The organism is Marinobacter sp. 1-3A (assembly GCF_016597775.1).
GTDB lineage: Bacteria > Pseudomonadota > Gammaproteobacteria > Pseudomonadales > Oleiphilaceae > Marinobacter > Marinobacter xiaoshiensis.
On sequence record NZ_VCGZ01000009.1, the window covers coordinates 92,461 to 106,097 of the forward strand.

At 55.3% G+C, this 13,637-nt stretch carries 13 protein-coding genes; 8 read left to right on the forward strand and 5 right to left on the reverse strand.

What is annotated here, in order from left to right; genetic code table 11:
• Positions 1 to 86: 86 nt before the first annotated feature.
• The 4 genes from dbpA (at position 87) to FE848_RS14235 (ending at position 5,113) form a co-directional block, all read left to right on the forward strand.
• Complete coding sequence (gene dbpA / locus FE848_RS14220) at positions 87 to 1,460, forward strand: ATP-dependent RNA helicase DbpA (RefSeq protein WP_200204321.1); 1,374 nt, start codon at positions 87 to 89, stop codon at positions 1,458 to 1,460.
• 219 nt (positions 1,461 to 1,679) lie between these two features.
• Positions 1,680 to 1,931 carry an OadG family protein gene (locus tag FE848_RS14225; RefSeq protein WP_200204323.1) on the forward strand — a complete coding sequence of 84 codons (252 nt, stop codon included), beginning with the start codon at positions 1,680 to 1,682 and terminating at the stop codon, positions 1,929 to 1,931.
• Positions 1,932 to 1,976: 45 nt separating this feature from the next.
• On the forward strand, positions 1,977 to 3,764 hold the full coding sequence (gene oadA / locus FE848_RS14230; protein ID WP_200204325.1) for a sodium-extruding oxaloacetate decarboxylase subunit alpha: 1,788 nt from the start codon (positions 1,977 to 1,979) through the stop codon (positions 3,762 to 3,764).
• A 14-nt stretch (positions 3,765 to 3,778) separates the two neighbouring features.
• Entirely contained in the window at positions 3,779 to 5,113 is a 1,335-nt protein-coding gene (locus FE848_RS14235; protein WP_227715361.1) for a sodium ion-translocating decarboxylase subunit beta, read from the forward strand.
• 240 nt (positions 5,114 to 5,353) lie between these two features.
• On the opposite strand, the gene FE848_RS14240 is transcribed toward FE848_RS14235, so the two are convergent.
• Genes FE848_RS14240 through imuA form a run of 3 tightly spaced genes read right to left on the reverse strand, consistent with a single transcriptional unit; the run spans position 5,354 to position 10,589 of the window.
• On the reverse strand, positions 5,354 to 8,476 hold the full coding sequence (locus FE848_RS14240; protein WP_200204329.1) for an error-prone DNA polymerase: 3,123 nt from the start codon (positions 8,474 to 8,476) through the stop codon (positions 5,354 to 5,356).
• Positions 8,476 to 9,894: a Y-family DNA polymerase gene (locus FE848_RS14245; protein ID WP_200204331.1), complete on the reverse strand. Its 1,419-nt coding sequence runs from the start codon at positions 9,892 to 9,894 to the stop codon at positions 8,476 to 8,478. The genes FE848_RS14240 and FE848_RS14245 overlap by 1 nt, the downstream gene beginning before the upstream one ends.
• Positions 9,895 to 9,899: 5 nt before the next feature.
• On the reverse strand, positions 9,900 to 10,589 hold the full coding sequence (gene imuA, locus FE848_RS14250; RefSeq protein ID WP_200204333.1) for a translesion DNA synthesis-associated protein ImuA: 690 nt from the start codon (positions 10,587 to 10,589) through the stop codon (positions 9,900 to 9,902).
• A 144-nt stretch (positions 10,590 to 10,733) separates the two neighbouring features.
• On the opposite strand from imuA, the gene FE848_RS14255 reads away from it, so the two are divergent.
• Entirely contained in the window at positions 10,734 to 11,072 is a 339-nt protein-coding gene (locus tag FE848_RS14255; RefSeq protein WP_200204335.1) for a 4a-hydroxytetrahydrobiopterin dehydratase, read from the forward strand.
• Here FE848_RS14255 and FE848_RS14260 read toward each other — a convergent pair.
• Positions 11,063 to 11,236: a DUF2897 family protein gene (locus tag FE848_RS14260; RefSeq protein ID WP_200204338.1), complete on the reverse strand. Its 174-nt coding sequence runs from the start codon at positions 11,234 to 11,236 to the stop codon at positions 11,063 to 11,065. The two genes, FE848_RS14255 and FE848_RS14260, sit on opposite strands and share 10 nt — an antisense overlap.
• Before the next feature lie 139 nt (positions 11,237 to 11,375).
• On the opposite strand from FE848_RS14260, the gene FE848_RS14265 reads away from it, so the two are divergent.
• The 3 genes from FE848_RS14265 (at position 11,376) to FE848_RS14275 (ending at position 13,371) form a co-directional block, all read left to right on the forward strand.
• Positions 11,376 to 11,678: a monooxygenase gene (locus FE848_RS14265; RefSeq protein WP_200204341.1), complete on the forward strand. Its 303-nt coding sequence runs from the start codon at positions 11,376 to 11,378 to the stop codon at positions 11,676 to 11,678.
• 64 nt (positions 11,679 to 11,742) lie between these two features.
• On the forward strand, positions 11,743 to 12,624 hold the full coding sequence (yghU, locus tag FE848_RS14270; RefSeq protein WP_200204343.1) for a glutathione-dependent disulfide-bond oxidoreductase: 882 nt from the start codon (positions 11,743 to 11,745) through the stop codon (positions 12,622 to 12,624).
• A gap of 21 nt (positions 12,625 to 12,645) precedes the next feature.
• The gene (locus FE848_RS14275) at positions 12,646 to 13,371 is read left to right on the forward strand and encodes a ZIP family metal transporter (protein ID WP_200204345.1); all 726 of its coding nucleotides are present in this window, start codon (positions 12,646 to 12,648) and stop codon (positions 13,369 to 13,371) included.
• A gap of 1 nt (position 13,372) precedes the next feature.
• Here FE848_RS14275 and FE848_RS14280 read toward each other — a convergent pair whose 3' ends face one another.
• Positions 13,373 to 13,621 carry a YkoF family thiamine/hydroxymethylpyrimidine-binding protein gene (locus tag FE848_RS14280; RefSeq protein ID WP_200204346.1) on the reverse strand — a complete coding sequence of 83 codons (249 nt, stop codon included), beginning with the start codon at positions 13,619 to 13,621 and terminating at the stop codon, positions 13,373 to 13,375.
• Between the last annotated feature and the right edge of the window lie 16 nt (positions 13,622 to 13,637).

Below are 13,637 nucleotides of genomic sequence, written 5' to 3' on the forward strand. Positions count from 1 at the left end.
CATGATTTCTGGTATTCTATGGCGCTAGTATACGCCCTCGTGCTTACCTTCTTAACCAGCAACCGCTGATTCCGGGATTTTCTTGTATGCCTTCCTTTAAAGATCTTGATCTGTCTGCAGCGATGCAGGCCAATCTGGCCCAGTTGGGTTTTTCACAACCTACGGATATTCAGGCAAGAGCCTTGCCTCATTGCCTGGCAGGTCGTGACGTGATCGCCATGGCGCAAACCGGCAGTGGTAAAACCGCCGCTTTCGGTATCGGACTGATTGAAAGTCTCAAGCCGAAACTGTTTGCGGTGCAGGGGCTGGTGTTGTGCCCCACCCGTGAGCTGGCCGATCAGGTAGCGAAGGCACTGCGGGAAATGGCGCGGGCACAGGAAAACGTAAAAATTCTGACCCTCTGTGGCGGCGTATCCATTGGCCCACAAATTGGTTCTCTGGCCCATGGCGCTCATATCGTTGTGGGTACACCCGGGCGAATCGCCGACCATCTGCGTAAAGGAACCCTGGATCTGAAGCGCCTCACGACTCTGGTTCTGGATGAAGCTGACCGTATGCTCGATATGGGTTTCCAGCCCGCCATGGAAGAAATTTTGAGTTACACGCCCAAGCAACGCCAAACGCTCATGTTTTCAGCTACCTGGCCAGACTCGATCCGTAAGCTCAGCGCAGGGTTTCAGCGGGAGCCGTTGGATGTGCGGGCGGAGTCGCAAAGTGTCAATACCGATATTCGTGAGTTGTTTTATGAAATCCCTGCCCCGGAGCGCACGCGCGCCATTGTGAGTTTGTTGTCAGAACATCAGCCGGCGTCCTGTCTGGTGTTCTGCTCTATGAAGCAGCAATGTGACGAGCTGGCGGCGGAACTGGGTGCTCAGGGATTCTCGGCGTTGGCGTTGCATGGGGATCTCGAGCAGCGTGAGCGCGACAGTGTACTGGTGCGTTTTGCCAACCAAAGCTGCCAGGTTCTGGTGGCAACCGACGTTGCAGCACGGGGTCTGGATATCAAGGCTTTACCATTGGTGATTAATGCCGAACCCGCACGGGACCCGGAAGTGCATACCCATCGTGTAGGGCGCACGGGGCGTGCAGGAGAGGCGGGGCTGGCGGTTACGCTGTGCAGCCCGGCGCAAGGTCATAAGATTAATCGTCTTGAGAGTGAACGGGGGCGCCCGGTTACTTGGGGGGACACCGAGATTCTGCTTTCAGTGCCAGTCGAGCCGGTTGCCCCTGCCATGAAAACTCTTTGTATCGCCGCTGGCCGCAAGGAAAAGCTCCGCCCGGGAGATGTGCTTGGTGCACTTACCGGAGAGGCCGGCCTGGATGGTAAATCCGTGGGGAAGATTGATCTGTTTGAGTTTCAGTGTTTTGTCGCTGTAGAGGCAGGACAGGCCAAACGTGCACTTAAGCGCCTTGAAGATGGGAAAATAAAGGGTCGCAAGCTAAGAGTCCGGATGGTCTGAGAGAGCGTTGCCGTGGGCTTTCCCGGTGGGTTGGGGAGGTGGCAAAACGCTCGGAAAGTTCGTATAGCCATTTTCGATTTGGTTGCTCAGCGCGTCCGAAACCGGTAAATTACGCAGGATTTTGCCTCCCGGTTTATTCCGGTGCCCCTTAAAGCTCAAGCTTTAGGCGCTTCGGTTCCCCGGAAAAATCCACAAATAAATCACAGGTAGCTATTCAATATGGATGACCTGATGTCACAAGCCGTCGATCTGATGGTTGCGGGTATGGGCTTTGTGTTCGTGTTCCTGATTATTCTGGTGTTCGCGACCATGCTTATGTCCAAACTGCTTATCCGGTTTGCACCGCCTGAGCCGGTAACCCCGGCCAAAAAGCCCCGTGCCAAGCCAAAGGCACCTGTTTCAGTTGATCCTGATACAGCAGAGGCGATTAAACAGGCGATTGCCAAATTCCGGTCGCGCCACAAGAAGTGAGCCGGTAACCGATTAGATAGAACCTTTAAACAGAAGGCTGACACGATGACTGACACAAAGAAACCGCTGGGGATTACGGACGTTATACTACGCGACGCCCACCAGTCCCTGCTAGCCACCCGTATGCGGCTTGACGATATGCTGCCCATTGCCGAGAAACTCGACAAAGTCGGTTTCTGGTCTCTGGAATCCTGGGGTGGAGCTACCTTCGACTCCTGCATTCGTTACCTGGGCGAAGATCCCTGGGAGCGTATTCGGGAACTGAAAAAAGTAATGCCCAACACGCCTCAGCAAATGCTGCTCCGTGGCCAGAACCTGCTGGGATATCGGCATTATGCGGATGACGTGGTAGAGCGTTTCGTTGATCGTGCTTCCGAAAACGGCATTGATGTATTCCGCATTTTTGATGCGATGAACGATCCCCGCAACCTGGCAACTGCCATCAAGGCCGTCAAGAAAACCGGCAAGCACGCGCAGGGCACCATTTCTTATACCACCAGCCCAGTGCACACCATCGAGATGTGGGTAGAGCTGGCGAAAGAAGTTGCTGACATGGGCGCCGATTCCATCGCGATCAAGGACATGGCCGGTATTCTCAAGCCTTATGTGGCTTTTGATCTGGTTAGCCGCCTGAAGAAAGAGCTGGATATCCCGATTCACATGCAGTGCCACGCGACCACTGGCATGTCTACCGCGACAGCTATTAAAGCAGCAGAAGCCGGTATTGATAACGTGGATACGGCCATCTCTTCAATGAGTATGACCTACGGCCATTCGCCCACTGAGGCGGTTGTTGCCATTCTTGAAGGCACCGAGCGCGACACCGGGCTGGACCTGGTGCTGCTGGAAGAAATTGCCAGCTACTTCCGTGAAGTTCGCAAGAAGTATGCGAAATTTGAAGGCAGTCTCCGTGGTACCGATTCCCGCATCCTGATTGCTCAGGTACCGGGTGGCATGTTGACCAACATGGAAGGCCAGCTCAAAGAACAGAATGCTGCGCATCGTTTTGACGAAGTGCTGGCTGAAATCCCCAAGGTTCGCGAAGACCTTGGTTTCATCCCGCTGGTAACGCCAACGTCGCAGATTGTTGGTACTCAGGCTGTTCTGAACGTTCTGACCGGCGAGCGTTACAAGTCTATTTCCAAGGAAACCTCTGCAATCCTGAAAGGTGAGTATGGTTCTGCGCCAGCGCCATTCAACAAAGAGCTGCAGGAACGGGTTCTGGAAGGTAAGGAGGCTATTACTTGCCGTCCGGCTGACAATATTGAGCCGGAAATGGACAAACTGACCGACGAGCTGAAAAAGCTGGCGGGCGAGAAGGGCATCAAGCTGGCGGATAACACCGTTGATGATGTTCTGACTTATGCTCTGTTCCCGCAGATTGGACTGAAGTTCCTGGAAAACCGTAACAACCCGGATGCTTTTGAGCCAGTGCCGACAGCTGAAGACGCGCTTCCGGCCAAGAAGGCCAGCGGCCCGGAAACTTACACCGTTGATGTTAATGGTAAAAAGTTCGTGGTTGCCGTTACTGAAGGTGGTGAAATCACTCAGATTCAGGGCGAGGGCGGTGCTGCATCTGCTCCTGCGGCGTCTGCTGCGCCAGCTCCAGCTGCCGGCGAAGGTGAGCCTGTTATCGCACCTCTGGGAGGCAACATCTTCAAGGTACTGGTTTCACCAGGTGATGCCGTTGAAGAAGGCGATGTGCTGATTATTCTCGAGGCCATGAAAATGGAAACCGAGATTCGTGCACCAAAAGCCGGCACTGTCGGCGAAGTCTTCATCAAGGTCGGTGATGCCGTCTCCCCTGATGATGAAATGCTGACAATCGCATAAAGGGCCAGCATTCCATGGATAAGTTAATGACGTTATGGACAGGTAGTGGCCTGTTCAATATAGAGTTTGGTCAGGTGATCATGATCGCCGTTGGCCTGCTTCTTCTGTTCCTTGCGATTCGCAAGGGGTTTGAGCCATTGTTGCTGGTGCCTATCGGGTTCGGCGGTATTCTGGCGAATATTCCGGAGGCAGGGCTTGCTCTGACTGCGGCGGAAAATGCAATCCATTTCGCTTTGAATGGCGGTAAAGGTGAGCTTTTGGCTGCGCTTGCGGCGCCTTTGGATGTTGCCTATCAGGCTGGTCAGGCGATTACGCCTGAGCTGAAAGAAGCCTTCAAGGTAGCCGTGAAAGAAGCCAGCTATTCCGAAATGGCAGCAGTTAATGCGGTTGCTCAGGATGCCGGCTACGGTAACGGCATGCTGTATAACTTCTATTCTGTGGTTATCGGCAGCACCATTGGTCCTCTGGTGATTTTCATGGGTGTTGGCGCAATGACGGATTTCGGTCCGCTGCTGGCGAACCCGAAAACCATGCTGTTGGGCGCCGCAGCCCAGTTCGGTATCTTCGGAACGGTTTTGGGTGCCGCATTGCTTGACTGGCTTGGTATTCTGGACTTTACCATTCTGGAAGCCGCTGCTATCGGTATCATTGGTGGCGCTGATGGTCCTACGTCGATCTACGTTTCCAGTGTCCTGGCTCCGCATCTGCTGGGTGCAATTGCTGTCTCTGCGTACGCGTACATGGCGATGGTCCCAATGATTCAGCCGCCGATCATGAAAGCTCTGACGACTGAAAAAGAGCGGGCTATCAAGATGTCCCAGCTGCGCCCTGTCAGCAAGCGTGAAAAGATTGTTTTCCCGCTGGTTGTTCTGATCGCTGTGGTTCTGTTCTTGCCAGATGCTGCGCCTCTGCTGGGTATGTTCTGCTTCGGTAACCTGATGCGCGAATGTGGTGTGGTGGAGCGTCTGAGCGATACCGCGCAGAATGCCCTGATCAACATCACGACGATCTTCCTGGGTTTGTCTGTTGGCTCGAAGCTGATGGCAGACAAGTTCCTGGATGGCCAGACTCTGGGTATTCTGGGGCTGGGTATCGTAGCGTTTGGTGTGGGCACAGCGTGTGGTGTTCTCATGGCCAAGCTGATGAACAAGTTCAGTAAGGATCCGATCAACCCGTTGATTGGTTCTGCCGGTGTATCTGCGGTGCCGATGGCGGCGCGGGTTTCCAACAAGGTTGGTCTTGAGGCGAATCCGCAGAACTTCCTGCTGATGCACGCTATGGGGCCGAACGTTGCTGGTGTTATCGGTTCTGCTGTTGCTGCGGGTGTGATGATCAAGCTGCTTAGCTGATTGTTGCTCTTGTAGTGCTTTACAGAAAACCCCGCCTTTGTGTGGGGTTTTCTGCTTTTAGGGGCGTGACTTTGGGAGTATGAGCCGGCACGGGGCCGATTTTCAGGAACCGCTACGAGCACATCCCTGTGCGCTTGTCTCCGGCCGTCCATGGCCTCCGACATTCCTGAAAATCGGCCCCGCACCGACTCTATGAACTCCGGTGATATTTCCCTTTAATTCAGCGTTGGCAACACAAGCTTAGTGAAAATCCCGTGAGTTAACCGGAAGGGCCTGAATGAGGTGGCTCAGGTCCGAGAGTTTCCCCGCCATTACGTGAACAATCTCCCCCTCTCTTTCCAGAATGCCTTTTACGTGTAACAACCGTGCGGTGAGTAACGGCTTGCGCTGCCGGCGGGCGGTTTCCAGCCAGACGACTACGTTCACGTTGCCGGTTTCGTCTTCCAGGGTAACGAAGGTAACGCCGGAGGCGGAGCCGGGGCGTTGGCGGCCGGTTACCAGGCCGGCTACCTGTACCGGGATGCCGGCTTTGGTGGTTTTTAGTTGTTCGGCGCTTAGGCAGAACTGTAGGTGGCCTTGTTCCCGGAGCAGGGCCAGTGGGTGGCGTTGGAGGGTCAGGCCCTGGCTGGCGTAGTCGGCGAGGACGTTCTGGCCTTCGGTGGGTTCTGGTAGTTGGCTGCAGGTTTCCAGTTCGTAGTGTTCGTCTTCTTCTGCCGCAGCGAAGAGCTCTGAGGGCTTTTCGTGGCCCAAGAGTTGCCAGTAGGCCTGGTGGCGGTTAGCCGCGAAGGCGGGCATGGCGTTGGCGCCGGCGAGGAGTTCCATTTCGCGCTGGTTGAGGCCTGCCAGGCGGCGTAATTCGGCGGACGATCGGTAGCCGGTTTCGGGACGGTTTTGGTGTAGGCGCTCGGCGGCACTGGCTGGGAATCCCTGGATGATTCTCAGGCCCAGGCGTAGTTGAAGGTCCGGGCCTTCCAGAGTGTGGTTCCACTGGCTGTTGTTGATGTCTGGAGGTAGTGTCACTACGTTGTGGCGTTTGGCGTCCTGTAGCAGTTGCGATGGGGAGTAGAATCCCATGGGCTGGCTGTTGAGTAGGGCGCAGTAGAAGGCGGCTGGGTAGTGGCGTTTTATCCAGGCGGAAACGTAAACGAGCAGGGCGAAGCTGGCTGCGTGGGATTCCGGGAAGCCGTAGCCGCCGAAGCCGCAGATTTGCAGGTATAGGCGCTCGGCAAAGTCCGCATTGTGGCCCCGTGCCAGCATGCCGTTGATGAGTTTTTCCCGGAAGGGGGTCATGTCGCCGTGGGATTTCCAGGCGGCCATGGCGCGGCGGAGTTGGTCGGCTTCGCCAGCGGTGAATCCGGCGGCCACCATGGCCAGCTTGATGACTTGTTCCTGGAAAATGGGCACGCCTAAAGTGCGTTCCAGTACGCCACGGATGGCGTCGTTGGGATAGTCCACCGGCTCAAGCCCGTGCTTGCGGCGCAGGTATGGGTGCACCATGTCACCCTGGATGGGGCCGGGGCGGACGATGGCCACTTCGATGACCAGGTCGTAGAAGGTTTCGGGTTTGAGCCTGGGCAGCATGTTGATCTGGGCGCGGGATTCCACCTGGAATACGCCGATGCTGTCGCCTTTTTGCAGCATGTTGTAGGTGGCCGGGTCTTCCTGGGGAATGTCCTGCATGCGAAAGGGCTGGCCTTTCTGCTGGCTGATCAGCTCCAGGGCTTTGCGGATGGCGGTCAGCATGCCCAGTGCGAGCACGTCTACTTTCATCAGGCCCAGGCTTTCAAGGTCGTCTTTGTCCCACTGGATAACGGTGCGGTCTGCCATGGCGGCATTTTCTACCGGCACCAGTTCGCTCAGCGGGCCCGAACTGATAACGAACCCCCCCACGTGTTGGGAAAGGTGCCGGGGGAAGCCGAGCAGGGTGTTTACCAGAGCAAAGAACTGGTCTGCCACTTTCGGGTTGCGGGTCAGGCGCTTGTCGAGAATCTGCTGACGCCAGTTGGTGGCTTTGTCACGCCAGTCGATGCCTTCCAGTAGTTGTTCCACCAGTGCAGGGTCAAACCCCAGGGCTTTGCCAACGTCGCGAATAGCGCTCTTTGGGCGGTAGCGGATAACGGTTGCGGCCAGTGCAGCCCGCTCCCGGCTGTAGCGTTGGTAGATGTACTGAATCACTTCTTCCCGGCATTCGTGTTCAAAGTCCACGTCGATGTCCGGCGGCTCGTTTCTGTCTTTGGAAATGAAACGTTCAAACAGCAGGTCGACCTGGGCCGGGTTTACTTCGGTAATGCCCAGGCAATAGCACACGGCGGAGTTGGCAGCGGAGCCACGGCCCTGGCACAGAATGCCCCGGCTGCGGGCGAAGGCAACTATGTCGTGGATGGTGAGGAAGTAGTGTTCGTACTTCATCTCAGAAATCAGCCCCAGTTCTTTGCGTATCAGGGCCTGAACAGACAGTGGTGTGCCTGCCGGGTAGCGTCGCCGTTCACCTTCCTGGGTCAAGCGCTTCAGATAGGCGGCCGGGGTGTCCCCCTTGGGTACGAGATCAGGAGGGTATTCGTAACGCAGGCTGCCGGGCTCAAAGGTGCACTGTTGAGCAATGTGTAAAGATTCTTTCAGCCAGGCTTCGGGAAACAACCGTTGCAGAACCGGTAGAGGGCGCAAGTATCGTTCACCGTTCTGAAACAGGCAGTGGCCGGCGTTTTCCAGGCTGGTGTGGTTACGCAGGGCAGTTAAGACATCTTGCAATGGCTGGCGTTGCCGGCTGTGCATGTGCACTGCGCCGGTGGCGGTTACCGGGCAGCGCAAATGCTCGCAAAGCCAGCGAACCCGGGCCAGTTGTTGCTCTTCACCGGACTCAAGGGTGCGGGCGGCGGCAATCCAGAGGCGGTGCTCAAACAGCCGGAGCAACCATTCGCCGCAGGCCAGCGCTTGATCTGCATCGGCTTCAGCCGGTGAGGGCGGTAACCACAGGCACAGGCAGTCATCCAGGGCATGGGTTTCCGCATCACTATGAAAAAGCTGATATTGGCCTTTTTCTGCCCGGCGCCGACCGGTGGTTATAAACTGGCAGAGCTGGCCATAGCCTTTGCGAGTGCGGGCCAGAAGAATAAATCGGGGTGTGCTGGCATCGGGTGGGCTGTCGGCCAGCTCAAACCAGCTCCCGGTAATCAGTTTAACCGGGCTTTCTTTCAGTGCTGCCCAGGCTCGGGGGATGCCCGCAACCGAGCAGGCATCGGTAATGGCCAGTGCTGTATACCCAAGCTCTGCGGCGCGCTCCGCAAGCTCATGGGGATGAGAGGCTCCAGTCAGGAAGGTGAAGTTACTGAAGCAGAACAGTTCGGCATAAGAAGATTCACCCATCAGCCAAACCATCCGTGTATAAACCAGCCTTCCCGCATATCCCGGAATACCCAGGCCAGTTGTCCGCTGTTCAATTGGGCAATGTAATAATCCCGGTGTACTCGCTGGCCGTCCCACCAGCCCCCGCTAATCCGTTCCGGGCCGGTAAACCAGGCTTTGGGGGTTTCTGTTAGCGGCTGAGGGCCTTGCAGAAGCCACAGAGGGCGACAGGGCAGTTGGCCTGTCGCTGCTATGGTTGCGCGGTTTGATCGTCGCACGTCTGAGGTGCTCCATGCCCGCTCGGGCCGGTGGTCATCCGTGGGTGCCAGCTGTTTAAGTGCATTCTCCCCAAGCCTTGCCTGCAGGCGGCTTATCAGGGTGTGCCAAGCTTCATTCAGGTCCTGGCTTTCGCCTAGCAAATCTTGCCCGCCGTGCATTTCCCGGCCTAGAAACCGTTTAACCGTCAGGCGCAACGATGCGACCGGAGCTTTAAGCGGCTGTTGTTCAAAGCGTAGGGTGATGAGGCTCAAAAATGCCTCCGCGCGGTGTTCCGGGCCGGATGTACGAATGCGAAGGTGCGTAGGTTCCCCGTTTCTGTGCTGAAGCACTAGCAGTAAGCAATCGGTATCCTGCTGGCGCCAACACAGATCTTTTTCCAGTTCAGAAAGCATGCGATGCAGTGGGAAAAGCAGCCCCTGTGACCGTTCAATATCCTGAACAAAGTCTGCTTGTTGCCGGAAGTGATGTGATGGTTGCCAAGGGGGTTGAGGATCGGCTCTTGACCCCTGAATTTTCTGGATAGTCGCCAGGGTTTCGGGGGATAGCCGCCGTGCCATCTCTGCCGGGGGTAAACCGAAGACTTCACCAAGGGTGCTCAAACCAAGCCGTTTCAAGCGTGTGCTGGTGCGCGTATCAAACTCCGCGGCTTGCAGGGGTATTCTGCCTAGAGTCCGGAGGATTTGGGCTGTATCAGATGTGCATTCACCCATGCCGTTGCGTGCGATAAGGCCCGCAGCCAAGGGGGTGTGGCCAATGCCCATCCAGGCAGTAAGCTGACGCTCGTGCAGTACTTCTTCTATTGTTCGCCAAGCTGCCGGAAGGCCGCCGTACAATCGCTGCAGACTGCCTATTTCAGCTAGCAAACCGTTAGGCGGAACCAGAACAATATGAGCCGCATAGCGGTACACCCAAAGGGCCTGGTCTTCCAGAATACGGGTTTCCTGTGCCTGGTCTGCTCTTACTATTCCCAGATCTGGCGCAAGACTAATGGCCGTTTTTAGCCGCATGCCAGCTTTCACGCCCAGATCCCGGGCAGCGGGGCAGGCCTGTATTACCTGTTGCCCGGAACCCTCCACAATCGCCAGGGCAGCGACGTTTTCACCGGAACGGCGAATGTGATCCAGTAGCAGGTGAGGAAAGTGTAAATGCAGCCAAAGCATGGAAGTTACCGTGCCGCCGTAGGCCAGGGGCCTTGAACCACTCGGGGTGTTTCATGGTGGGACAGACTTGCCCGATGAGCTATGGCAAGCGAGCAGCGTTGCCCCGGCCAGCTACCGCGACGTTTCACTACATTCACTTTCAGGCTCTGCTGATGGTCAGGCTCCAGCTCAAGGCGCAAGGCAGCCGGGGAGTTTTGTTCGGCGTAATGGCGCTCACGAAAAAGCACGCAAACGTTGCTTCCGGCCTCAGCCGCCAACTGCAAGCGCCGGATTTCCCGGGCAGCCAGTTTGCCGGGCCAAGCCATTACCAGGCCGGTAACCGGGGAGCGCAGGCAGTTTTCCAGAGTCCATAGAAAATCGCCCTTGTCTTCAGTGTGGATCATGATGACCTGATCCAGGTTGATGCCTTCTCTCGCCAGCGCCGGGGCATAGGGCGTGTGTGGCGGGTTCAGCCAGAACACGGTTTTGCCATCTTGCGAAAGCCTCTGCATTAGAGGCACTAACAGGGTCAGCTCACCGATACCGGGCGCGTCCAGCAGGCACTCGCTCAAAGCACCACGGGGCCAGCCAAGTCCGCCAAGCTGGTTATCCAGAGCCTGGTAACCGGTCGGTTCTGCCGGTTGAGTGGTTTTGTTGTGCCTGTGTCCCTGCCAGACACGGGCGTCCTGCATTAGCGTATTAATAAGCTCGCTCATGGCATATTTCCGAAATACTGTTTAAATATACAGTATTCCGAAGAGAGGCTGATTTCAAGACGCCGGTTGATAAAATGAGTGAGCGGACCCATCTTGTATTATCTATAGCGGTAGGAAATTCGGATATCAGCTCGGAGGTTATGCATGAGTGGACTGGCTGAACAGCATTGTGAGGCGTGTAATGCTAGCGCCCCCAAGGTAACCGATGAGGAGAAGCGCTCACTGCACAAAGGCGTTCAGGATTGGGAAATCCTCAGCGTCGATGGCGAAGAGCAATTGCGCCGGGCATTTAAATTCAAAAATTTCGCTCAGGCTCTGGCGTTTACCAACATGGTGGGCGAGCTGGCTGAGGGAGAGAATCATCATCCGGCTATCTTGCTGGAATATGGGAAGGCGACAATAAGTTGGTGGACCCACTCAATCGGTGGGCTGCACAAGAATGACTTCATCATGGCTGCGAGAACAGACGCGGCTTACCACTGATCGTCTTTTTTTTCCTCGGCTTCAAGCTCTGCCTTGCGCTTACGGATTTTCTCCAGCTTGTCTTTCGGAATATGCATTTTGCTGGCTGAGTCCCGAAGCATGAACAGACTGCCCAATATCAGGCCCAGGGCAGCGAGTATAAAAAACCAGCCTATCATTGGCATACGCCAGGTTCCCTTTTGGTTGGTATCGTGTTGTTGAAGTGTTTTCTTCTATAGTGGAATGTCCTGGCCGGCTTGGCAGAACGTTCCATGTCTTATTAAGCATTATGGCAGCGTCTGCCGAAAACAGGAGTTCTATCAGATGGCAAAGTTATTACAGGTTGATTTTCCTTTTACTGGTCCTTTTGGTGCAGAAATGGCTGAGGCGCTAAAAGATCTTGCTGTTTCTATCACTGAAGAGCCCGGCTTTATCTGGAAAATATGGACAGAGAACGCATCTGAAAATGATGCTGGCGGGATTTACCTTTTTAAAACAGAAGAAACGGCTCAGGCTTATCTTGAAAAGCACACAGCAAGACTCAAGGGGCTTGGTGTTGAAAAAGTTCATGGCAAAATTTTTGATGTGAACCTGGACTTGTCGAAGATCACAAACGGGCCTGTTTAAGGTTCTGAAATCGGCGCAGAATACATTCATTAGCAAACAAACAGTGTTCAAGGAGCCCGTCATTATGAGCGATTCCAGCTACGTCCCGCCCAAAGTCTGGAAATGGGAGTCTGCAAGCGGTGGCGCTTTTTCAAATATTAACCGCCCCATTGCTGGCCCGACTCACGATAAAGAGCTGCCAGTTGGTAAGCATCCTTTTCAGCTTTATTCACTGGCTACGCCAAATGGTGTGAAAGTTACGATAATGCTGGAGGAGCTGCTGGAGCTGGGTATTAACGAAGCGGAGTACGATGCCTGGATCATCCGCATTAATGAGGGCGAGCAGTTCGGCAGCGGGTTTGTGGATGTGAACCCCAATTCCAAAATACCCGCGCTGATGGACCGGTCTCAGGATCCTGCTGTTCGCGTATTTGAATCTGGTTCCATACTGCTTTACCTGGCGGAAAAATTTGATCGGTTCCTGCCATCGGATATCAAAGGGCGCACCGAAACGCTTAATTGGTTGTTCTGGCAGATGGGCAGTGCGGCTTTTGTGGGTGGTGGCTTTGGACATTTCTTTGCCTATGCACCTGAAAAGTACGAGTACCCCATTAACCGCTACACCATGGAAGTGAAGCGGCAGCTGGATGTGTTGGATCGTCAGTTGGCCAATAACCAGTATATTGCCGGCGATGAGTACACCATTGCCGATATGGCAGCCTGGCCCTGGTACGGCGCCCTGGTGACTAACGCCGTATACGATGCCGCAGAGTTTCTTGAGGCGCACACCTACACCAATGTGATGCGCTGGGCACTGGAGATTAAAAAGCGCCCGGCTGTGCAGCGTGGGCGTATGGTGAATCGCGCTTGGGGTGAGCCAGAAACCCAGCTGCATGAGCGCCACGATGCGAGCGACTTTGAGTGCAAAACCCTGGATAAGATTGGTGGGGTTTCCGAAGGCTCCTGATTAATTAATTCAGGCATTTTGATGATTTCTGACATTGCCTACATCGTTGGTCTGACTGCTCTTGCCGGTATCTGCATCCCACTTGGCGGATTACTGGCAAGGGTTGAACGCATCGGTCCCAACTGGCTGGAACAGGAGTTTCGGCACTTTCTGATCGCCTTGGGCGGGGGCATTTTGCTGGGTGCCGTGACCATTGTGCTGATACCGGAAGGGCAGTCGAGCATTGGCGATTCTTTCTGGGCTATTCCCGCCATTATTGCCGGTGGCCTGCTGTTTTTCTGGATTGAGCGGATGCTGGGCGTTCATCATCGGGAATCGCCGCAGTTGATGGGGGTGATGCTGGATTTCGTGCCCGAAGCCGCCGCCTTGGGTGGGCTGATCATCGTTAACCCAAGCCTTGCGCCCTTGATGGCTGTGCTGATTGCTATGCAAAACCTGCCGGAAGGCTTTAACGCCTACCGCGAATTTCTGGACAAACCGGGTTATACATCAAGGAAAACCCTGGCAGTCATGACTGGACTGGCAATGGCTGGGCCGGTTGCAGGGTTGCTTGGGTACTTCTTCCTGTCTGAGCAGCCCGTGGTTCTGGGAACCATCATGCTGGTGGCATCTGGCGGTATTCTGTACCTGATTTTTCAGGATATAGCGCCCCAGTCCCGATTGGACAAGCACTGGGGGCCTCCACTTGGTGCGGTGTTAGGGTTTTGCCTGGCATTGTTCAGCGATATGCTGGTTACGCAGGCTTGAATTACTTCGGCCTCCGATCACCCTCCATAATCTTGGCAACAAAAACCGACTTTCCGTAGGTCTCGAATGACCACCTCATGGCGTCTGAGAGTACCTTCATAACTTCGTCGTACTCGCCGAAGATTTCGGTGCTCATACGACCGGCGACAACTTGCAGGCCGGTCTCTTCCAGCCGGGCGATGAGGTCCCAGATGGGTTGTTTATAGTCATCCTTGAGGGGATAACAGCTCAGTTGTACAGACAGAAACATAATAGATGCCTCCAGT

Coding starts and splice junctions, on each gene's coding strand:
- yghU (WP_200204343.1), top strand. CDS start 11,743: ATGAGCGATTCCAGCTACGTCCCGCCCAAAGTCTGGAAATGGGAGTCT.
- FE848_RS14280 (WP_200204346.1), bottom strand. CDS start 13,621: ATGTTTCTGTCTGTACAACTGAGCTGTTATCCCCTCAAGGATGACTAT.
- FE848_RS14260 (WP_200204338.1), bottom strand. CDS start 11,236: ATGCCAATGATAGGCTGGTTTTTTATACTCGCTGCCCTGGGCCTGATA.
- FE848_RS14255 (WP_200204335.1), top strand. CDS start 10,734: ATGAGTGGACTGGCTGAACAGCATTGTGAGGCGTGTAATGCTAGCGCC.
- FE848_RS14265 (WP_200204341.1), top strand. CDS start 11,376: ATGGCAAAGTTATTACAGGTTGATTTTCCTTTTACTGGTCCTTTTGGT.
- imuA (WP_200204333.1), bottom strand. CDS start 10,589: ATGAGCGAGCTTATTAATACGCTAATGCAGGACGCCCGTGTCTGGCAG.
- FE848_RS14245 (WP_200204331.1), bottom strand. CDS start 9,894: ATGCTTTGGCTGCATTTACACTTTCCTCACCTGCTACTGGATCACATT.
- FE848_RS14240 (WP_200204329.1), bottom strand. CDS start 8,476: ATGGGTGAATCTTCTTATGCCGAACTGTTCTGCTTCAGTAACTTCACC.
- FE848_RS14235 (WP_227715361.1), top strand. CDS start 3,779: ATGGATAAGTTAATGACGTTATGGACAGGTAGTGGCCTGTTCAATATA.
- oadA (WP_200204325.1), top strand. CDS start 1,977: ATGACTGACACAAAGAAACCGCTGGGGATTACGGACGTTATACTACGC.
- dbpA (WP_200204321.1), top strand. CDS start 87: ATGCCTTCCTTTAAAGATCTTGATCTGTCTGCAGCGATGCAGGCCAAT.
- FE848_RS14225 (WP_200204323.1), top strand. CDS start 1,680: ATGGATGACCTGATGTCACAAGCCGTCGATCTGATGGTTGCGGGTATG.
- FE848_RS14275 (WP_200204345.1), top strand. CDS start 12,646: ATGATTTCTGACATTGCCTACATCGTTGGTCTGACTGCTCTTGCCGGT.